The organism is Mesorhizobium sp. C268A, from assembly GCF_040324475.1.
GTDB lineage: Bacteria > Pseudomonadota > Alphaproteobacteria > Rhizobiales > Rhizobiaceae > Mesorhizobium.
Window position 1 is genome coordinate 4,269,531 of record NZ_JAMYVX010000001.1, and the last position, 19,876, is coordinate 4,289,406.

At 63.5% G+C, this 19,876-nt stretch carries 19 protein-coding genes and 1 pseudogene; 6 read left to right on the forward strand and 14 right to left on the reverse strand.

Annotated elements, in window-relative coordinates:
* Positions 1–97 precede the first annotated feature (97 nt).
* Positions 98–646: an invasion associated locus B family protein gene (locus tag NKL06_RS20825; protein ID WP_031197668.1), complete on the forward strand. Its 549-nt coding sequence runs from the start codon at positions 98–100 to the stop codon at positions 644–646.
* A 55-nt stretch (positions 647–701) separates the two neighbouring features.
* On the opposite strand, the gene NKL06_RS20830 is transcribed toward NKL06_RS20825, so the two are convergent.
* The 9 genes and pseudogenes from NKL06_RS20830 to NKL06_RS20870 all read right to left on the reverse strand — a co-directional run bounded on the left by NKL06_RS20830 (position 702) and on the right by NKL06_RS20870 (position 8,640).
* Positions 702–2,210, reverse strand: coding sequence for an aldehyde dehydrogenase family protein (locus tag NKL06_RS20830; RefSeq protein ID WP_023692049.1), 1,509 nt, complete (start codon positions 2,208–2,210; stop codon positions 702–704).
* A 20-nt stretch (positions 2,211–2,230) separates the two neighbouring features.
* Positions 2,231–2,574 (reverse strand): annotated as a pseudogene (locus NKL06_RS20835) (cupin domain-containing protein).
* 23 nt (positions 2,575–2,597) lie between these two features.
* On the reverse strand, positions 2,598–2,939 hold the full coding sequence (locus NKL06_RS20840) for a cupin domain-containing protein (RefSeq protein ID WP_023672950.1): 342 nt from the start codon (positions 2,937–2,939) through the stop codon (positions 2,598–2,600).
* A 116-nt stretch (positions 2,940–3,055) separates the two neighbouring features.
* Positions 3,056–3,310 carry a cupin domain-containing protein gene (locus NKL06_RS20845; protein ID WP_352580839.1) on the reverse strand — a complete coding sequence of 85 codons (255 nt, stop codon included), beginning with the start codon at positions 3,308–3,310 and terminating at the stop codon, positions 3,056–3,058.
* Entirely contained in the window at positions 3,307–4,581 is a 1,275-nt protein-coding gene (locus tag NKL06_RS20850) for a glycosyltransferase (protein ID WP_023672948.1), read from the reverse strand. Before NKL06_RS20850 ends, NKL06_RS20845 begins: the two co-directional genes overlap by 4 nt.
* 9 nt (positions 4,582–4,590) lie before the next feature.
* Positions 4,591–5,664 (reverse strand): ABC transporter ATP-binding protein, encoded by a 1,074-nt coding sequence (locus tag NKL06_RS20855; protein WP_023692047.1) that lies wholly within the window; start codon positions 5,662–5,664, stop codon positions 4,591–4,593.
* Positions 5,661–6,452 (reverse strand): ABC transporter permease, encoded by a 792-nt coding sequence (locus NKL06_RS20860; RefSeq protein ID WP_023672946.1) that lies wholly within the window; start codon positions 6,450–6,452, stop codon positions 5,661–5,663. Before NKL06_RS20860 ends, NKL06_RS20855 begins: the two co-directional genes overlap by 4 nt.
* 186 nt (positions 6,453–6,638) lie before the next feature.
* Positions 6,639–7,481 (reverse strand): ABC transporter permease, encoded by an 843-nt coding sequence (locus NKL06_RS20865; protein WP_023672945.1) that lies wholly within the window; start codon positions 7,479–7,481, stop codon positions 6,639–6,641.
* Positions 7,482–7,575: 94 nt separating this feature from the next.
* Positions 7,576–8,640 carry a polyamine ABC transporter substrate-binding protein gene (locus NKL06_RS20870; protein ID WP_023685711.1) on the reverse strand — a complete coding sequence of 355 codons (1,065 nt, stop codon included), beginning with the start codon at positions 8,638–8,640 and terminating at the stop codon, positions 7,576–7,578.
* Between the two features lie 234 nt (positions 8,641–8,874).
* On the opposite strand from NKL06_RS20870, the gene NKL06_RS20875 reads away from it, so the two are divergent.
* The 5 genes from NKL06_RS20875 to ggt are packed head-to-tail and all read left to right on the forward strand — an operon-like array spanning position 8,875 to position 15,422.
* Positions 8,875–9,813 carry a GntR family transcriptional regulator gene (locus NKL06_RS20875; protein ID WP_023685712.1) on the forward strand — a complete coding sequence of 313 codons (939 nt, stop codon included), beginning with the start codon at positions 8,875–8,877 and terminating at the stop codon, positions 9,811–9,813.
* Positions 9,814–9,823: 10 nt separating this feature from the next.
* Complete coding sequence (locus NKL06_RS20880; protein ID WP_023672942.1) at positions 9,824–11,107, forward strand: glycosyltransferase; 1,284 nt, start codon at positions 9,824–9,826, stop codon at positions 11,105–11,107.
* Positions 11,108–11,113: 6 nt separating this feature from the next.
* The gene (locus tag NKL06_RS20885; protein WP_023692046.1) at positions 11,114–12,496 is read left to right on the forward strand and encodes a glutamine synthetase family protein; all 1,383 of its coding nucleotides are present in this window, start codon (positions 11,114–11,116) and stop codon (positions 12,494–12,496) included.
* A 2-nt stretch (positions 12,497–12,498) separates the two neighbouring features.
* Positions 12,499–13,800 carry an NAD(P)/FAD-dependent oxidoreductase gene (locus NKL06_RS20890; RefSeq protein ID WP_031207726.1) on the forward strand — a complete coding sequence of 434 codons (1,302 nt, stop codon included), beginning with the start codon at positions 12,499–12,501 and terminating at the stop codon, positions 13,798–13,800.
* Positions 13,801–13,835: 35 nt separating this feature from the next.
* Positions 13,836–15,422 (forward strand): gamma-glutamyltransferase, encoded by a 1,587-nt coding sequence (gene ggt / locus NKL06_RS20895; RefSeq protein ID WP_023692044.1) that lies wholly within the window; start codon positions 13,836–13,838, stop codon positions 15,420–15,422.
* Positions 15,423–15,444: 22 nt separating this feature from the next.
* Here ggt and NKL06_RS20900 read toward each other — a convergent pair whose 3' ends face one another.
* The 5 genes from NKL06_RS20900 to NKL06_RS20920 all read right to left on the reverse strand — a co-directional run bounded on the left by NKL06_RS20900 (position 15,445) and on the right by NKL06_RS20920 (position 19,827).
* Positions 15,445–15,609, reverse strand: a complete 165-nt coding sequence (locus tag NKL06_RS20900) for a hypothetical protein (RefSeq protein WP_023726413.1) — start codon at positions 15,607–15,609, stop codon at positions 15,445–15,447.
* Positions 15,606–16,661: an ABC transporter ATP-binding protein gene (locus NKL06_RS20905; protein WP_023692042.1), complete on the reverse strand. Its 1,056-nt coding sequence runs from the start codon at positions 16,659–16,661 to the stop codon at positions 15,606–15,608. Before NKL06_RS20905 ends, NKL06_RS20900 begins: the two co-directional genes overlap by 4 nt.
* An 11-nt stretch (positions 16,662–16,672) precedes the next feature.
* A complete protein-coding gene (locus tag NKL06_RS20910) occupies positions 16,673–17,506 on the reverse strand; it encodes a carbohydrate ABC transporter permease (protein ID WP_352580843.1) in 834 nt (277 codons plus the stop codon).
* 10 nt (positions 17,507–17,516) lie between these two features.
* On the reverse strand, positions 17,517–18,446 hold the full coding sequence (locus NKL06_RS20915) for a carbohydrate ABC transporter permease (RefSeq protein ID WP_155927090.1): 930 nt from the start codon (positions 18,444–18,446) through the stop codon (positions 17,517–17,519).
* A gap of 67 nt (positions 18,447–18,513) precedes the next feature.
* Positions 18,514–19,827 carry an ABC transporter substrate-binding protein gene (locus tag NKL06_RS20920; RefSeq protein ID WP_023692040.1) on the reverse strand — a complete coding sequence of 438 codons (1,314 nt, stop codon included), beginning with the start codon at positions 19,825–19,827 and terminating at the stop codon, positions 18,514–18,516.
* Positions 19,828–19,876 lie beyond the last annotated feature (49 nt).

Sequence of the window (19,876 nt, forward strand, 5' to 3'; positions counted from 1 at the left end):
GTAATTTAGCCGACGCTCATGTACCGTATTGGCTTCCCCGCCAGGCTCGGCTGTTGTATCAACGCGCTCGGCGAAACCCTGACACGACGAGGATCGGGTGGCTTCATTGCTGAGAACCGTTTGTGGGCGGGCCGCCTGGGTCGGCGCGCTATGGCTGGTTGTGTCGGCAGGGTCGGTGCTTGCCGAAGAGCCGAAGTCAACCAAATCTGCCGAGACGAAGCCTGCAGAAGGCAATCCGTGGGCGCTAAACTGCGCCAGCGGATCGGCCGGCACCGAGCTTCAATGCCAGGTCTCCCAAAACCTTACCGAGGCCAAGACGGGGCAGCGCGTTCTTACCGTTACGGTTCGCCGCGACAATGGCAACGGCAACCTCGCCATGCTGCTGGCCTTGCCGCACGGGCTGTTCCTGCCTTCCGGCGCCTCGTACCAGATCGACCAGGGGCAGAAGACGACCATCGCCATCCAGACCAGCGACCAGAACGGCGCCTATGCCGCGACCCCTTTGTCGGCGGACCTCGTCAAGGCGATGAAATCGGGAACCAACCTGAACATCGGCATGGAGTCGGTGACGCGCAAGCCGGTGACCATTCCGGTCTCGCTTGCCGGATTCACTGCCGCGATCGACAAGCTTCAAGCGTTGAAATAGCCGGCCTATCTCGGCAGATGCGTAAGCATCAGCTTACGTTTTGGACTGGCCGGGCTCACACGTGCTTGCGGCCGCCTGTCTCGCGGAACCAGCTGTCGGGGTAAGGGTACCACCAGTCCTGGATCGCCGGTCTGTGGTCGATGATGACCATCTTGGAGCGTCGGAAGGCGTCGAGTCCCTGGCGTCCCAGCTCGCGGCCAAGGCCTGATGCCTTCCAGCCGCCGAAGGGCAAGGCGTCATTGTCGATCAGCGGGTTGTTGACCCAGACCATGCCGGCCTCGAGCCGCTCGGCCGCCTCATGCGCCTCGGCGAGGTCGGTGGTGAACACCGAGGCGCCGAGGCCGAACGGGCTGTCATTGGCAAGCCGGATCGCCTCGTCGAAATCCTTGACGCGGCAGATCGCGGCGACCGGTCCGAAACACTCTTCGCGTACGATCGCCATATCGGGGGTGACGCCGGTCAGGATCGTTGGCTCGTAGAACCAGCCAGTGTTGTGCGCCGGCGGAATGCGCCCGCCGGCAACGGCTATAGCGCCGTTGCTGATAGCATCATCGACCAGCCGCATCACTTTCGCCCGGGCGGCTTCGCTGACCAGCGGGCCGATCTCGGTCTTGTCCATGCCATTGCCGATGCGCAGCGCCCGCGTCTCCTCGGCGAACAGCTCGACGAAGCGATCGTGAACCGAGTCGACGACAAAGAAGCGTTCGGCCGAGGTGCAGACCTGGCCGGTCAGGTGGAAGGCTGCGGTGACGCTGCCGGCAGCGGCCACCTCCAGCGGCGCGTGCTCGCTGATGATCAGCGGATCGCTGCCGCCGGCTTCGATGACGCAAGGCTTCATGCGCTCGGCGCAGGCGACTGCCACGGCTTTGCCGGCGGCGAACGAGCCGGTGAAGGCGACAGCGTGGGTGCGCTCGGAGGCGATCAGCGCCTGCGCGGTGGCGGCCGTGCCGGGCAGGCAGGAGACCAGCCCTTCGGGCAGCGAGCGGAACACGGTCATGTAATCGAGTGTCGACAGCGTCGTGGCTTCGGCCGGCTTGATGATGCAGCCATTGCCGGCGGCAAGCGAGGCCGCAACGGTCCAGCACATCAGCAGGATCGGGAAGTTGTAGGGCATGATGTGGACGGAGACGCCATACGGCTCGTAGCGCGCATACTGGAACGAACCGGCCTGGGTCGTGCCGGCGATCTTGCCGGCATCGTCGCGCGCCATCTCGGCGTAGTAGCGGAAGATCGGTGCGCAATTGGCGATCTCGCCGATCGCTTCGGGATAAGGCTTGCCCATCTCGCGCACCATCAGCTCTGCGCAGCGGGTGAAGTCTGCCGCCTCGATAGCGTTGGCGACGGCGTGCAGGTGTTTGGCCCTGCTCTTGGCATCGAGCTTCTTCCAGGCGGCTTGTGCCGTGGTTGCGGCACACAGCACCGCATCGATCTCACCGTCCGTTGCGGCGGAGATCGAGCCGACGGTCTCCAGCGTCGCCGGATCGATCACCGGTTTTGCCGTGCCGGTCATCGGCCGGTAGTCCGGATTGACGAAGAAAGCCGGTCGGTCAGCGGAGAATTGCATGGTCATCCTTTCAGGTCCGCTCAGCGGATCATGTAGACCTTCTTGATGGTCTCATGGACGGTGCAGACGCCTTTCCAATTCTGAGGAAAGAACGCCGCCGTGTCCGGCTCGATCTGGATGACCTCGCCCGATTCGTGCACATAGGTGCAGCGGCCCTCGAGGAAGTGGCAGAACTCGTCGCGGGTGACATGGCAGTGCCATTTGCCGGGGGTGCAGACCCACAGGCCGCATTCCGAACGGCCCTCCGGCCCTTGTAGAGCAGCTTGCCCGAGGTGTGGGACACGCCCTCGATCATGGTCGGGATGACGCCCCAGTCGACGAGGTCGGTGATGGCAAGTGGGGATTGCATGATGGGCGTGGTCATGGCGATTTCCTTTAAAAAAGTGCTCAGCGGCACATGAAGGCCTTGGTCAGTGTTTGCGTGATGGTGGAGGTGCCGGCCCAGCCGGCGGGGAAGAACACCAGCATGCCGGCCTCGACCGGGATCTCTTCGCCATTCTCGCGGACATAGGTCCCGCGGCCCGACAGGAAATGGCAGAACTCGTCGGCGGCAAAGGTAACCTTGCGGCTGCCTGGCGTGCACGACCACAGGCCGCATTCGCTTGAGCCGTCCGGGTTCTGCGAGAGGATCCTGCCCGAGGCGCGCGGCGAGCCGGCAAGCGTGTTGCTGCCCCCGCCCCAGTCCTCCAGTTTCACGGTCGAGGCCTTTGGCCAGTGCGGTGTCGGCATATTGGGAAGCTCCGTTGCTGTTCAAGCCAGCATGTAGACGTTGCGCATGGTCTCATGCACGGTGCATTCGCCTGTCCAGCCGGCAGGGAACATGACCACGGTCCCGGCTGCGACTTCTACCACCTCCCAGCATCCGACCGGTACGTCGCGCGGCCGGCGACGAAATGGCACAATTCGTCGCGCGGAATCGAGAGCCGCCAGCGGCCGGGCGTGCAGACCCAGATGCCGGATTCCGGCTGGTTGTTGGGTCCTTTGTGGACAAGCCTGCCGGTCGAGTGCGACGCGCCGTCGAGCGCGTCGGACTGGACGCCCCAGTCGACGAGGTCGGTGCGGGTGGAGGCTTGGTAAAGGTGCGGGGCGGAGGAGGTCACAGCAACTTCTCCAGCAACCCTGCGGCCTTTTCCGGTCCGTTCTGTGCCCGCATCTGCGACGAGGTCTTCGCCAGCTTGGCCTTCATCTTGGGGTCGGTCAGGCAAGCCTCGATCCTGCTGACCAACTGGGCGTCGCTCCAGTCGTAGCGCGGCATGCCGAAGCCGTGGCCGGTTTCCTGGACGCGGGTGGCGTTGTCGTGGCCGTCCCAGACATAGGGCATGATGATGGCCGGCTTGCCGAAATAGAGGCACTCCGTGAACGAGTTGTTGCCGCCATGGTGGATGACGGCATCGACCTGCGGGATGACTGAAGGCTGCGGAAACCAGCTCTCGACGATGACGTTGTCCGGCACATCCGTGTACAGGTCCTTGTAGCCGCCGACATTGACCAGCGCGCGGTAACGGGTCTTGCCCAGTGTTGTGATGATGCGCTTCAACAAATCGACATCGCCAGCGCCGAGGCTGCCGAAGGAGACATAGAGCAGCGGCCCGTCATTGTTCTCGGCGAAGGTCGGCACGGCGTATGGCTTTTCCTGCCGCACGCAGCCTTCGAGATACTGGAATTTCGTCGTATCAAGCGGATGGCGGCGTTTGAACTTTGCCGCTTCGGGATAGAGCAGCAGATTGAGATAGGGCGAGGCCTCGAAGAACTGACCGACCGGGTATGGCGCTTCATTGTTTGCGGTGAGGAAGGCGTTGAAGTCGTCGTGGATGGGCTTGATCACCGCATTGAAATGATCGCGATAGCGCTGGTGGCCGACATGGTCGTTCTCGCCGCAACCGGAGAGATGCGGCGGGATGTCCTCATCCTCGATCTCGTTTTCCGAGCAGGAGATGACGCGCACCCAAGGCTTGCCGAACTGTTTGATGGCCGGAAACAGGATGACATTGTCGACGCAAATGACATCAGGCTTGATGGCGGCCAGGACTCGCGGCAAATCCTTCTGCGCCCATTTGGCGCTGTCGACAATCGCGGTCCAGCAATCCTTCACGTAATTGTCGACCTGATCGTAGGGCGATTTGCGGAAGTTCGGGATGTGGCCGTTGATGAAGTCTTCCCAGAATTTCGCCATCTGCTCGGGCGGCATCGGCTCCGACAGGTTCACCGGATGCGCTTCGAAGCCGTAACCCTTGTAGACATCGACAAAGCCGGGGTCGGACAGGAACACTGCCTTATGGCCGCGCGCCTCGACGGCTTGCGCGATGCCGACCGAATTGAGCGCCGGGCCGTAGGCCGCTTCGGGAAAAAACGCGATCGTCTTCTGCGCCATCAAGCTCTCCTATTCCTGAAAAATTCTGACATCGGCGGCGTCCCAGCCGAGTTCGACCTGATCGCCCGACGAGACCGGCCGGCGGTCGGCGGCATCGGCGGTGACGCGCACCAGAAATGGTTTTGGCGACAGAGGCGTGCGGACATGCAGCTGCAGGTCGAGCCCGTGATAGGCCAGCGCCTCAACCGTGCCGGCGATGCGGTTGGCGGTCTCGGCTGACGGGAACAGCCGGATGCGCTCGGGTCGCACCGAAGCGACAGCGGAAGCGCCGGGTGTGAGCTTGGCGGGAACCTTGCCGGTGATGCGCGCGCCGTTCGCGGCGATCACGCCATCCGCAGACATCTTGCCCGGTACGAAATTCATCACGCCGATGAAGTCGGCGACGAAACGGTCGGTGGGATGCTCGTAGATCACGTGCGGCGTGTCGCATTGCAGCAGCTGGCCGTCCTTGAGCACCGCCATGCGGTCGGCCATGACGAGTGACTCTTCCTGGTCGTGGGTGACGATGACGAAGGTGATGCCGACTTCGTGCTGCAGGCGCTTCAGCTCCATCTGCATGGCGCCGCGCAGTTTCTTGTCCAGCGCGCCCAGCGGTTCGTCGAGCAGCAGCAACCGAGGCCGTTTGACCAGCGCGCGGGCGAGCGCGACGCGCTGCTTCTGGCCACCCGACAATTGCTCAGGCTTACGGTCGGCGAAGGGGACAAGCTCGGTGGTGGCCAGAATGGCCTCGACGCGGGAACGGATTTCAGCTTTCGGCAAGCGCTCCATCTCCAGCCCGTAGGAGACATTGGCGCGCACGCTCATATGCGGGAACAGCGCGTAGGACTGGAACATCAGATTGACCGGCCGCTTGTTGGGCGGGGTCCGGGCGATGTCTTTGCCATCGAGCAGTATGCGGCCGTCGGTTGGCGTCTCGAAGCCGGCCAGCATGCGCAGCAGCGTGGTCTTGCCGCAGCCGGAGGGTCCAAGCAGCGCGAAGAACTCGTTTTCGCGGATGTCGAGCGAGATGCCGTCGACGGCGGTGACCCGGCCGAACTTCTTCGAAACGTTATCAATGGCCAGCAGCGTGCGCGGTTCGCTCATTGGCCGATGATCCCACGGTTGAGCCGCTGCGACAGGGTCAGCGCGGTGATGGATACCGCCATGACGATGGTCGCCAGCGCGTTGATCTCCGGCGTGATGCCGAAGCGGATCATGGCGTAGATCTGCATAGGCAGCGTCGTCGAGGCGCGGCCGGCACCGGCGGTGAAGAAGGCGATGATGAACTCGTCGACCGAGAGCGTGAAGGCAAGCAGAGCGCCGGCAATCACTGCCGGCGCGATGACCGGCAATGTCACACGCCGGAAGGTGGTCAGAGCCGAGGCGCCGAGGTCGGCGGAGGCCTCGACGATCGACCAGTCGAAACTCTTTAGCCTTGCGCGCACCACCGAGCAGACGAAGGCGAGGTTGAAGACGACATGGGCGAGGATGATGGTGTGCAGGCCCATGGTCAGGTTTAGCATGGAGAAGAACGACAGCAGAGCGATCGCCAGGACGATGTCGGGGATGATCATCGGTGCGAAGATCAGCGCCTCGAGACCCCTGCCGTATTGCCGGCGCATCTCGATGCCGATGGCCAGCAGCGTGCCGAGCAGCGTGGCGATGGCCGTGGAGACCAACGCCACGATCAGCGTGTTGAGCGCAGCGGAAAGGATGGCGGAATTGCCGGCCAGCGAGGCATACCATTTCAGCGAAAAGCCCGACCATGCCGTCGGCAATCCGCCTTCGTTGAAGGACAGCGCCACCAGCACGGCGATGGGGATGTAGAGGAAGGCGAAGACGAGGGTGAGGATCGTCCGCATGCCGAGCGTACGGGTGAAGGAATGGGTCATCGCCGGCCTCCGACAATTGGAAGGCAAGCGAACGACCAGAGTCCTTCTCCCTGTTCACGGGTAGAAGATACCGGCAGGCAGACGGGGGGCAGCGCTGAGCGTCGCAAAGGTTGACGCCGCCCCTCATCCGCCCCTTCGGGGCACCTTCTCCCGGTGAACGGGGAGAAGGCAAGAATTGCGCAGCGCTCAGCCATCGGCGTCACCCTTTGCCTCAGCCGCACGCCCCGCAGCGCGGTCGGCGGCGAGCGCCTGCGCCATCAGCACCAGAAGCATGATGGCGATCAGCGCCATGGCGAGCGCTGCGCCGAACGGCCAGTCATTGGCAGTCAGGAACTGGTCGTAAACGAGGTTGCCGATCATCTGGAAGCGGCCGCCACCGAGCAGCGCCGGGGTGACGAAATTGCCGATCGACAGCACGAAGACGAAGACAGCACCCGCAGCGATGCCGGGCACGGTCAGCGGCAGGATGACACGTCGGAAAGTGGTGGCAGCGGAGGCGCCGAGATCGCGCGATGCCTCGGCCAGTTCCGGGTTGAGGCGCGACAGCGGCGCGTAGCAGGCGAGGATGACGAAGGGCAGATAGTTGTAGACGAGGCCCGCGATGACCGAGCCTTCGGTATAGAGCATCGAGGGCGGTTCGCCGGTGTAGCCGAACCAGCGCAGCAACTGGGTGATCAGCCCTTCGCGGTTCAGCAGCACGATCCAGGCATAGGTGCGGATCAGATAGTTGGACCAGAACGGCAGCACGGCGAAGAACAGGAAAATTGGCTGCCACCGGCGCGGTGCGGCCGCGATCGCATAGGCTGCGGCATAGCCAATCACCACCGCAATCAAGGTCGCGGTGCCGGCGATACGTGCTGAGTTGAGGAAGATGCCGGCATAGAGCGGGTCGAAGACCAACCCGAAATTTTCCAGCGTCAAAGTGTAGTCGATGCCGCCATAGACGCCGCGCCGGAAGAAGGCGAGCGCCAGCACCAGGGCGCATGGCACCACCATCAGCGCGGTCAGCCAGACCAGCGCCGGGGCCATCAGCAGAGAGGAACGAAGTCGGGTCTGGGACAATTTCTCGGGTACCGCTCAGGGCCGGCGGCAGAAGTGCTGCCGGCCGTGAAGTCTGCGCCGCTTACTGCGCGGCCTTGATCTCGCTGACGATCTTGGAATAGTCGCGCTGGGCTTCGCCGACGTCACGCAACTGCTCGAACTTGACGAGATCGGCCACCGGCATCGCCATGTTGGGGAATTTGGCCAGGAAGTCGGCCGGCAGGCTTTCCATCGCCGGCTTGTTCGGCACCTTGTAGTCGATGTTCTGCGCCGCCCAGGCGTGGTTCTTGGCGTCGAGCATGAAGTTGATGAACTTGAAGGCGTCGTCCTTGTGCTCGGACGCCTTCATCACCACCATCGTGTCGACCCACAGGTCCGAACCTTCTTTAGGGATGACGTATTTGATCTCCGGCTTGTCGGCGATGCCGTAATTGCACCAGCCGTCCCAGGCCTGCACCATCAGCGCCTCGCCGGAAACCAGCTTGGAATAGAAGGTGGTGTCGTCATAGGCGAGCAGGGTCTTCTTGGCGGAGATCAAGAGGTCCTTGACCTCGGCCATCTTGGCCGGGTCGGTCTCGTTGACCGAATAGCCCTTGTCGAGCTGCCCGGCGGCCAGCAGCCAGCGATCGGTCGCCAGCATGGTGGTCTTGCCCTTCATCTCGTCGGAAGGGGCGAGCAGGTCGCTCCAGCTCGTGGGCGCCGTCTTGACAAGGTCAGAGCGGTAGCAGAGGCCCGTCGTGCCCCAGGTGTAAGGCACGGAGAAAGCGTTGCCGACATCGTGCGGCAGCTTGGTCGCTTCGGGATAGAGGTTGGCGAGGTTGGGGATCTTGGCATGGTCGATCGGCTCGGTCAGGCCAAGCTTGTTTAATACTTCGGCGAAGGGCGAGGAGACGAAGACCACGTCATAGCCCTTGCCGCCGGCGGCAATCAGCTTGCCCATGATCTCTTCATTGGTGGCGTGCACCACCACTTCGCCGGCAACGCCGGTGGCGGTCTTGAAAGCGGCCATGGCGTCGGGTGCCATGTACCCATCCCAGTTCGAAATAACGAGGTCGGCTGCGGCGGCCGGCACCGAGAGCGTCAGGGCGAGACCGAGAGCGATTGAGGATGTATTGAGCGCACGGCGCCGCAGGCTGGTAGCGGTCATGGCAGTCTCCCATTCGGTTTGATCGTCGAAATCATTTGCCGGACCAAGGCCGGCGACGCGCGCGCCTGCCTTGATCCTGTTCCCTCGGTCTTTTCTCGCCGATTGTGCCGACAGTACTATTGCAGAAAAAAGTACGTCAATCCATAATCTGTCAACGACGGAGGAATTTGGCCGATTGTCCCTGTTCCGGCGATCAGCCAGACCAATGCGCCACATTCGCATTCGAGAAAAGTCATGCAAGCCGTAGCCAGACGACCTCGCACCAACCATCTCGATCTGGCGCAGCGCATCCTGGATGTGGCGCGGCAGCGTGGCTTCGAGCCTGGCGCCCGCCTGCCCGAACAGCAGATCGCCTCACTGTGCAATGTCTCGCGCACGCCCGTACGCGCCGCACTCGGCCTGCTCGCGGAACGGGGCGTGGTGCGCTGGGAGGCCGACAGCGGTTATCATCTGACGGTCGACCTCGCCGCCCAGCCCGCCATTGCCGCCGAACTACCCAGTGCGGAGGAAGACGAGCTCGCCGAAGCCATCCTGCGCGACCGCTCGGCGCGACGGTTGGACCAGACGGTGACCATCGCGGGGCTGATGCGACGCTACGACGCTGATCGCAAGACGGTACTAAAAGCACTTAACAAACTGACCGACGAGAATCTTCTGGATCGTGCGCCTGGGCAATCCTGGTTGTTTCGCCGCGCGCCGGACGATCCGGAGGCGCAAGGCGAAAGCTACGAGTTCCGCCTGGTGCTGGAGCCGGCGGCCATCCTGACGCCAGGCTTTCGGCTGGACGGGGCGCGGGCAGCAATGTTGCGGCAAGGCATGGAAGCGCTTGCAGCGCTGCCGGACGAGACATTCGACACGCGCGAGTTCCAGCGGCTGGACATGGATTTTCATGGCATGATCGCCGAGGGCTGCGCCAACCGTTTTGTGTCGGATGCATTGGCCGATCATCTCCGCCTGCGCCGGCTGCCGGGCATCTATTCCGGCGTCAACGTGTTTCGGCTGCGGCAATCGTTGCGCGAACACTCGGGCATACTCGACTATCTTGAAAGCCGGCAGTATGAGGTGGCTGCCGATCTGCTTCGCATCCACCTGCGGCTCTCCCGCAGCCAGCGACCGCAAGCAGCCAGCCGCGGAGCTCCCGCACTGTTCGGCATGATCAGCCGGCCGGATTGAAGAGGAATAATTGACGCGTAAAGCCAGCCCGACCATCGCGCTGTTTCCCGAAGCCAGTTTCGGCGCCGCGTTGAATTGCGTCGGTATCGCACAGGCATTGCGCGCACGGGGCGCTCGCCCCGTCTTCATCTGCCATGCCGGCTTCTCCGGCGTCTTTACCGACTATGGCTTCCAGGAATACCATCTGCCGACGGATGAGCCGCTGAGCGACAGCGACCGCCAGAGCTATTGGCAGGCCTTCGTGCGCCGGCACCTGCCGCATTTCCGGCTGAGCCCGATCGACCAGCTCGAGACCTATGTCGCGCCGACCTGGCAAGCGATCGTCGACACCGCCGTCAACGCCGAGGCGCCGCTGCGCCAATTGCTGGCGCGGCTGAAGCCGGACGCGGTGGTGCTCGACAACGTCATCATGTTCCCGGCGATCGCCGCCGCCGGCTGCCCGTGGGTGCGCGTCGTCTCCTGTGCCGAGACGGAACTGCCGGATGCCGAGGTGCCGCCCTATCTCTCGGGGATGGGTGCCGACGACCCGCAACGTGCGGCGTTCGAAGCGCGCTATCTCGCGGCCTCCGCACCCGCGCATGAGTGCTTCAACCGTTTTCGCGCGGATGCCGGCCTGGCGCCGTTGCCCAAGGGCCTGTTCCTCGAGACATCACCCGACCTCAATCTGCTGCTGACGCCAGCGATCGTACGGCGTGAGCGGGCCGAGCCGCTCGACCCCAAACGCTTCGTTTATCTCGAAGGCTGCGTGCGCTCGGAAGGGCCGTTCGAGGTGCCGGTGTTTCCGCGCAATGGCGGGCCGCTGGTCTATGTCAGCTTCGGCAGTCTCGGCGCGATGGATGTCGGGCTGATCGAACGCATGCTCGCCGTCTTCGACCGGCTGCCGGCGCGCTTCATCGTCAATGCCGGCGGCCTGCGCGACGCCTACCGCGCGGTGCCGGACAATGTCTATCTCGACGCCTGGTTTCCGCAGCCTTCGGTGGTGGCGAAGTCGGACCTGTTTATTCATCACGGAGGAAACAACAGTTTTTGCGAGGCGCTGCGCTTCGGCGTGCCGTCGCTGATCATGCCCTATTGCTGGGACGGACATGACAATGCGCAACGCGCGGGAGAGACGGGCGTGGGCGACCATATCGGCCGCGACGCCTGGACCGAAGGGGGATTGGAGAGAGCCATTCTCGGCCTGCTGGCCGACGATGCGATGCGCGCCCGCCTCAGGGACAATGCTGCCAAGATGGCGCTGACCCCTGGAACGGATGTGGCCGCGCAAGCCATACTCTCTCTCATAGGTACGTGAACCAAAATGCAGGACAAAAATACCAACACCGCTCTCTTCACCGGCAACGATCCCAAGGCCTGGCTCGCCCAGCACGGCATCACGGAGGTCGAGTGCCTGGTGCCCGACATGAATGGCGTGCTGCGCGGCAAGGCGCTGCCGACAGCAAAATTCCTCAAGGCGCTGGAAGACCGCGCACTTTACCTGCCGAGCAGCGCTTTCCTGGTCAGCATTGATGGCCGCTACTCCGGTTCGATCGACGAAGGCTTTGCCTATCAAGACCCGGATATGCGCATGGTGCCTGATATGTCGACGCTGTGCCTGGCGCCGGGCGGTGGCGCTGGCAAAGCCTATGTCTTCGCCGACGCCTTCCACATGGAAGGCAAGCCCTGGATGGCCTCGCCACGACATGTGCTGCGCGCCGTGCTCGATCTCTACCGGAAGCGCGGTTGGCGCGCGGTGGTGGCGCCGGAAGTCGAATTCTATCTGACCGCGCCCAATCCGAATCCCGACCGGCCGCTGACGGCACCGGTTGGCGCCAATGGCCGCGCCGAGGGCTCGCAGCATCCCTATGACATGGTGGCGCTGGAAGAATTCGAGCCGGTGATAAGGCGCGTCTATGATTATGCCGCAGCCGCCGGCCTGCCGCTCGACACGCTGATCCATGAATCGGGCACCGCGCAGCTGGAGATCAATCTGCTGCACGGCGACGCGGTGCCACTCGCCGACCAGGTGCTGCTGTTCAAGCGGCTGACGCGCCAGGCAGCGCAGCAGAGCGGCATGCACGCCACCTTCATGGCCAAGCCGATCGCCGCGCAGGCTGGCAGCTCGATGCATCTGCACATGTCTGTCGTCGATGAAACGACAGGCGCCGCGCTGTTTGCCGACAGAGATGATGCAGACACCGAAATGTTCGGCCATTTCATCGGCGGCCTGCAGAGATATGTGCCCGAGATCATGCCGCTGTTCGCACCCAACGTGAACTCGTTCCGCCGCATCCGGCCGAACCACAGCGCACCGGCCAACATCGAATGGTCGCATGACAACCGCTCTTGCGGCCTGCGCGTGCCGGCAGGTGGCCGCGCCGCCCGGCGGGTAGAGAACCGCTTGCCGGGAGCGGATTGCAATCCCTATCTGGCGATCGCCGGTTCGCTGCTTGCCGGCTATCTCGGCGTCGAGCAGAAGCTGGCGCGCTCGGCTGAGGCCTCGGGCAATGCCTACAAGATCAAAAGCACGCTGCCGAAAACGATGGAGGAGGCGCTTGATCGTTTCATTGCTTGCGAGCCGGTGCGGGCATTGCTCGGCGAGGATTTTTTCCAGACCTATCTGCGCGTCAAGAGCGTCGAACTCGACCTGTTCCAGAGCGTGGTGACGAGCTGGGAACGCGACCATTTGCTGCTGAAGGTGTGATCATGGCCTCCGGCTCAACGGGTTTCAATTCGAGCCTCGATATCGGCAATTCCTATTATGTCGCCACCGCCAATCCGGCGCCGGACCATCCGGCGCTGGTGGGAGATGTCGGCGCCGATCTGGTGGTGGTCGGTGGCGGCTGCACCGGGCTGTCGGCCGCCCTTCATGCCGCCGAGCGCGGCCTGAAGGTGGTGCTGCTCGAAGGCGGCAAGATCGGCTGGGGCGCGTCGGGCCGCAATGGCGGCCAGATGATCCCCGGCCTGCGCAAAGGCGCCAAGGGGCTGGTCAAGCTCTACGGCCCCGAGCGGGCGAAGGCGCTGTTCGACCTCGCCTTCGAGGCGCGGGGCCTGGTGCTCGACATCATCGAGCGCCACGCCATCGACTGCGATCTGCGGCTGACCGGCCATCTCGTCGGTGCCGTTAATGGCTCCGACCTCAGGGATCTCGAAGACGAGGCCAAATGCCTCGAGAGCGTGATGAAGTTCCGCGACGTCGAGATCCTGTCGGCGGCGCAGGCACGCGGCAAGGTGGACACGCCCTATCATGGCGCGATGTATGAGCCGCTCGGCGGCCATATGCATCCGCTGAACTACACGCTCGGCCTTGCCCATGCCGCCGTGGCGGCCGGTGTCGTCATCCACGAAAATTCCGTCGCGGTGAAGCTGGAGCGCGAGCCTTCGATCCGGGTCTCGACGGCGCAGGGGTCGGTAAGGGCCAAACATGTCGTGCTGGCCGGCGACGCGTTGCTGCATGGGCTGGAGCCGCGCGTCAACAGCCGCATCATGCCGGTCGGCAACTACATCGTCGCCACCGAACCGCTGGAGGGCAAACACAATGTCATCCCGGCCAATGTCGCGGTGTCCGACACGCGCTTCGTCGTCAACTACTACCGCATGTCGGCGGACGGTCGGCTGCTGTTCGGCGGCGGCGAGCGCTACACGCCATCGCCGCCGGCCGACATTGCCGGCTTCGTGCGGCCGCATATGGAGGCCACCTTCCCGCAACTGAAGGGCTGCCGCATCGATCATGCCTGGGGCGGCCTGGTGTCGGTGACCACGTCGCGGCTGCCGCATGTCGGGCACTATGGCGAGGTCTATTTCGCGCATGGCTATTCCGGCAAGGGCGTCATCCTGTCAACGCTGTCGGGCAAGCTCTTGGCCGAAGCGATTACGGGCGACGCCTCGCGGCTGGACCTGTTCTCGACGCTGACGCCGATGCCGTTCCCGGGCGGTACGGCGCTGCGGGGCCCGCTCTATGTGCTGGGGATGTTGTGGTACGCGATGCGCGACCGTATCAAGCATTGAGGTTAGTACCGGCGGGTGGATCATCGGAGGATTGCATGCGTGATTTTCAGTTCCCCGGACGCTCGCCGGTTCGCGCGACAGAAGCGATGGCGGCGACATCGCATTCGCTGGCGACGCTGGCCGCCATCGACATGCTGCGCTCCGGCGGCAATGCCATGGATGCCGCTGTCTGCGCTGCGGCGGTGCAAGGCGTCGTCGAGCCGCAATCGACCGGCATCGGCGGCGACTGTTTTGTGCTCTACAGCCCCAAAGGCGAGGGCGAGGTGCTGGCCTTCAACGGCTCGGGGCGATCGCCTGCTGCTGCAAATGCCGATTGGTTTCTGGAGCGGGGCCATGGCGAACTGCCTGGAACCGGACCGCATGCCGTCACCGTTCCGGGCGCCATCGACGCGTGGTGCCGGCTGCTTGAAGATCACGGCAGGAAGGGCATCGACGCCGCGCTGGCTCCGGCCATTCGCTATGCCGAACAAGGCTATGTCGTTCATGATCGCGTCGCCTTCGATTGGGCTGACGAGGTCGCCCTGCTCGCCGCCGACGAACATGCGGCGCGGATCTTCCTGCCGAACGGCCGGGCACCACAGGCCGGTGATGTGCATCGGCAGCCGGAACTCGCGGAAACCTTGCGCATAATCTCGAAGCAAGGTCGCGCCGGCTTCTATGAGGGCGAGGTCGCCGGTGATCTGGTGGCGCGTCTCGGCGCGCTGGGCGGGCTGCATGCGCTGGACGATTTCGCTGCAACCAAGGGCGACTACGTCACGTCGGTGAATACGTCCTATCGCGGCTACGATATCCATCAGATGCCACCGAACAATCAGGGCATGACGGCGCTGATCATGCTGAATGTGCTTTCGGGCTTCAGCCTTGGTTCGTTGGAGCCGAACAGTGCCCAGCGGCTGCATCTCGAGATCGAAGCCGGCCGGCTTGCCTACCAGGACCGCGATACTTTCATCGGCGACCAGGATTTCGTCCAGGTCCCCGTCGAACAACTGCTGTCGGCAGCTTATGCGGAGCGGCTGCGCGCCGCCATCGATCCGGCGCTCGCCATGACGCATCTGCCGCGGCTTGAGCTGCCGCGCAGCGACACCGTCTATATCTCCGTGGTCGACCGCGACCGCAATTCGGTCAGCTTCATCAACTCGACCTTCGGTTCCTTCGGCAGCGGCGTCGTCGGTCCCAAGACAGGCGTCGTGCTGCAGAATCGCGGCAGCAGTTTTCGCCTTACGGAAGGCCATCCAAATCGTATCGCGCCGCGCAAGCGACCGATGCACACCATCATGCCTGGCATGGCGACGCGAGGGGGTAAGGTGGTGATGCCGTTCGGGGTGATGGGCGGCGGCTACCAGCCGTTCGGCCATGTCCATCTGCTGACCAACATGATCGATTTCGGCATGGACCCGCAGCAGGCACTGGATGCGCCACGGGTGTTCTACAAGGACAATGCCGTGCTGGCCGAGCGCGGCATTCCGGCTGAGGCGATCGCCGGCCTGCGTCAGCGCGGCCATCAGATTTCGATCGCCGAGGAGCCGCATGGCGGCGGCCAACTGGTGCTGATCGATTGGGAAAAGGGCACGCTCACCGGTGCCTCCGATCCGCGCAAGGACGGTTGTGCGCTGGGCTACTGATCTGCGTTACTGGAATGCGCATTCAGAACCAGATCAGCCAGACAAGCTGCAGGATTACCAGTGCAATGGCGTCCCAGAAGATGAGTTCCCCCATCGAGAACCAGCGCCGCGACCGGTTGAAGCTGTAGAACAGCCGCCAGACAAGTGCCGCGGCGGCGAGCGGCACCAAAGCGAGTAGCGAGCTCACGGCAGCCGCGCTCCCGAAACCGCATCGAACGTGTGCAGCGCCGCCGGCGGAAAGTGTAGATAAAGCGGCTGGCCGGGATCGAAAGCGCGATCGTCATTCACAGTCCTGACGATCAGCGCGTTGGCCTCGCTATTGGCGAAGATCAGCACGTCCGGCTCGACCGGTTCGACGACGTCGACGGCAAACAGGATGGCGTCGCCGGCAGTCGCGTCGACAAGCTGGATCTGCTCCGGGCGAATGCCGAGCACGATGGGACCATCAGGCTTTCCCGGAAGCGGGCAAGTGAAACCGCTGGCGTGGAAGACGCCGGCGCGGACATCGCCATCGAACGTGTTCATCGCTGGACGGCCGATGAATTCGGCGATGAAGCGATTGGCAGGCCGCCGATAGATCTCGCGCGGGTCGTCGTACTGGATCAGTGCGCCTTCGCGCAACACCGCGACCCTGGTCGCCAGCGTCATCGCCTCTTCCTGGTCGTGGGTGACGAAGACGAAGGTCTTTTTCAGCTCGCGATGCAGACGCTTCAGCTCGGTGCGCATGTGGAGCCGCAACAAGGCGTCGAGATTGGACAGCGGCTCGTCCATCAGACAGAGGCTCGGCTGCCAGACGAGTGCGCGGGCCACAGCCACGCGCTGCGCCTGGCCGCCCGACAATTGCGAAGGGCGGCGGTCGAGGTAACGGGTGATTTCGAGCAGCTCGGCCATGGCGCGGACGCAGCGGTCAAGCTCGGCGGCCGGCATCTTTCGGATGCGCAAGGGATAGGCGATGTTCTCGTAGACGCTCTTATGGCTGTAGAGCGCATAGTTCTGGAACACCATGCCCATGCCGCGCAGGCGCGGCGGCAGGTCGGTGACATCGAGGCCCTCGACCATGATGCGCCCGGCGGTCGGCCGCTCCAGCCCGGCGAGCAGCCGGCAGGCTGTCGTCTTGCCGGAACCGGACGGGCCGAGCAGAACCAGGAATTCGCCGGGCTCGAAAGCAAGATCGAGCGCCTGCAGCGCCACCGTCCCGTCCGGGAAGGCCTTGGTGACGCCGTCGAAAACAATTGCCATACAAGATCCCTTCAACCCTTGACCGCGCCGAAGGTGAGGCCGCGGACGAGCTGTTTCTGGACAAGGAACGTGAAAAGCACGATCGGCAGCGTTGCCACGATCGCGACTGCCGCGACCTGTCCCCAGAGCGTGCCATGCGGCGTCACCAGCCCCGGTATGCCGACGGTCAGCGGCCGCCCGTCGAAAGCGACGAGGATGAAGGCATAGAGGAACTCGTTCCACGACAGGATGAAGCAGAGCACCGCTGTGGCGCCGATGCCGGGTGCGGCCAGCGGCGCGACGACGAGGAAGAATGCGCCGAGCCGCGAGCGGCCGTCCATCATCGCGGCTTCGTCGATCTCCCTGGGGATTTCGGCGAAGAAGCCGCGCATCATCCAGACGACGAGCGACAGGTTGAAGGAGGTGTGGGCGATCACCACGGCGTAGATGGTGTCGATCAGGCCAAGCGAGGTGAAGAACAGGAACAGCGGCACGGCGATCGAGATCGGCGGTGCCATGCGCGTGGTCAGGAAGAAGAAGAACAGGTCTTCCTTGCCGGGGAAATTGGAGCGGGCAAAGCCGTAGGCCGCTGGCGCGCCGATGACGATGCAGAGTATGGTCGACGACACCGAGATCAGCACCGAATTGATCGCCAGCGGCCAGTATTCCTTGTCGATGAAGACGGCGGGATAGCTGGCAAGCGTCGGCGAAAAAATCCATTTCGGCACAGAAGACAGAAGATCGACGCGGTTCTTGAACGACGCCAGCACCATCCAGACATAAGGCGTCAGCGCCACCACGACGGCGACGAGCAACACCGCCCAGGCAAAGCTTTTCCAGGCGCGGTTGGTGGACTGATCGATCATCGCAGCGCCCTCAAAACGCCCCCACCTGCTTGCGGCTCGACCAGTAGACGGCCTTGTAGAAGACCGAGCACAGGATCAGCACGACGAGATAGATCATGAAGGCGACCGCGGCGCCGTAGCCGAGGTCCCAGTTGCGGAAGTTGACGCGGTAGGCGTAGATCGACACCAGTTCGGTCAGCGTTCCCGGACCGCCGCCGGTCATCAGGAAAACCTTGTCGAACTCCTTGAAGGCATCGATGCCGCGCAGCAATAACACCAGCGCGATGACGGGCCGCAGCAGCGGCAGCATGACATCGCGAAAGATCTGAAACGGTTTGGCGCCATCCATCATCGCCGCCTCGAACGGCGCGCGCGGCAGGCTCATCATCCCGGCGAGCATGATCAGGGTGACGAAAGGCGTCCACTGCCAGACATCGATGGCGACGATGGTCGGAAACACCAGGTCGGGTGCCGAAAGCACCGCCGAATTCTGCGCCAGCAGGCCGACCTTGCGCATGTAGAAGGTGAGCATGCCGAAATCGCCCTGCAACAGCAGCCGCCAGATCAGCCCGACGGCGACCGGCGCGATCATCATCGGGATGAGCAGCAGTGTGGTGAGAAGCCGCTGGCTGGCGACGAAGCGGAAGATCAGGAAGGCCAGCGCAAAGCCGAGCAGGAACTCAAGGCCGACGGCGATGACGACGAATTTCACCGTCAGCAGGAACGATGCCCAGAAGAATGGGTCGTTGCGCATCAGCTTGCGGAAATTGTCGAAACCGACGAAGGCGCCAGCATGGCTGGCGTCGGCGAAGCTGAGGTCGGTCAGCGCGGTGTAGACCATGTAGTAGAACGGGCCGACCAAAAAGACGACGACGAGCAGTGTCGCCGGCAGCATCAAGAGCGGCCCCACCCCACGGTCGAGAAGCGGCATTCCGCGCGGCGATGGAGTGCGGTTCGTCACGGGCGTTTCCTGCGGACAAGAACGGCTACCCGCTTGTGCGGGTAGCCTCTGCGCGACATCTCAAGGCCTATCGTGCCGGATAGGTCATTGGTGCGCAAGAACCGAGCAATGTCGAGATATCGGTGGCGGCGGTGTCGAGGGCGGCCTGCGCCTCCTTTTCGCCGGCAAGGTAGGACGACAGTTCGCGCACCAGTATGTCGGTCATCTCGGCCGATTGCGGCAGCGTCGCCTTCGGCACCGCATGCTCGTTGGCCTCCATCGAAGCCTTGGCATAGGGCAGCTTCTGCACCTCCGCCGAAGCATAGACATCGGGCCGACCTGAAGCGCCGCCATTGAGATGCTGCTCGAGCTGGCGGTCATAGCCCATCATCCACTGGACGAAGAGGAAGGCGGCCTGCTGGTTCTTCGAATAGACCGGGATCAGATAGGTCCAGCCCTCGACCTGGCCGATCTTGCCGCCGTCGCCTTGCGGCACGAGATCGAAGCCAACCTTGCCGACCACGGTGGAGGCCGTGGTGTCGACCGATACGGCATAGGTTGCGTCGTTCCACATAATCAGCTCGGCGACCTTGGCTTGCTGCATCAGCGCCATGACATCATCCCAGAAATAGTTGAGGCTGTCCGGCGGCGAGAATTGCAGCAGGCTCTTGTAATATTCGAGCGAGGCGACGGCCTTGGGGCTGTTGACGATGACCGGGCCGCAGGCCGAGCCGCTCTTCACGTCGAGCACGTCGCCGCCGAAGGAATAAAGGAAATTGAGCCACTCATACCACAGCGCCTCATGGCGCTTGCCCTGCAGGGCGGTGCCGTAAAAACCCTGGTCGGGGCGATAGAACCATTCGGCGATATCGCGGTATTGCTTCCAGTCCTTGGCGGGAGCGAGGTCGTTGCCATACTTGGCCTTGAAGCCTGCCTGCTCCTTGGGATCGGCGAGCAGGTCCGAGCGATACCACATGAACATGTTGAGCACTGTGAAGGGGAAGCCGTACTCCTTGCCGTCATACCAGGAGATTTCGTGCCAGGCGGTCTGGTAGAGCTGCTTCTCCGGCTCGAAGCTCGGATCGCGCAAAGCCGGGTCGGCCATCATCTTGGCGATTTCGACCAGATGGTTGTTGGTGGCGAACTTGCCGAGTTCGCGATGCGGCTGGATGATGACGTCGTAGCGGCCGCGGTGCGAGTTGAGATCGAGCTGCACCTTGTTGACGGCTTCCGAGTGCTCGTACATCTCGACTTCGACATGGATGCCGGTCTGTTTTTCAAACTCCGGCGCCATCTTCTTCAGCGCTTCGAGCGGCGGCAGCGCCTCGCCGACCATGCGGATGGTCTGGCCGCTATAGGGTTTCGACGCCTCTTTCAGATCCCACGCGGCCGCTTGTGTCACTTGCCACGTCAGGGGCCACACAAATACGGCTGCGACGAGCAGTCTGGAC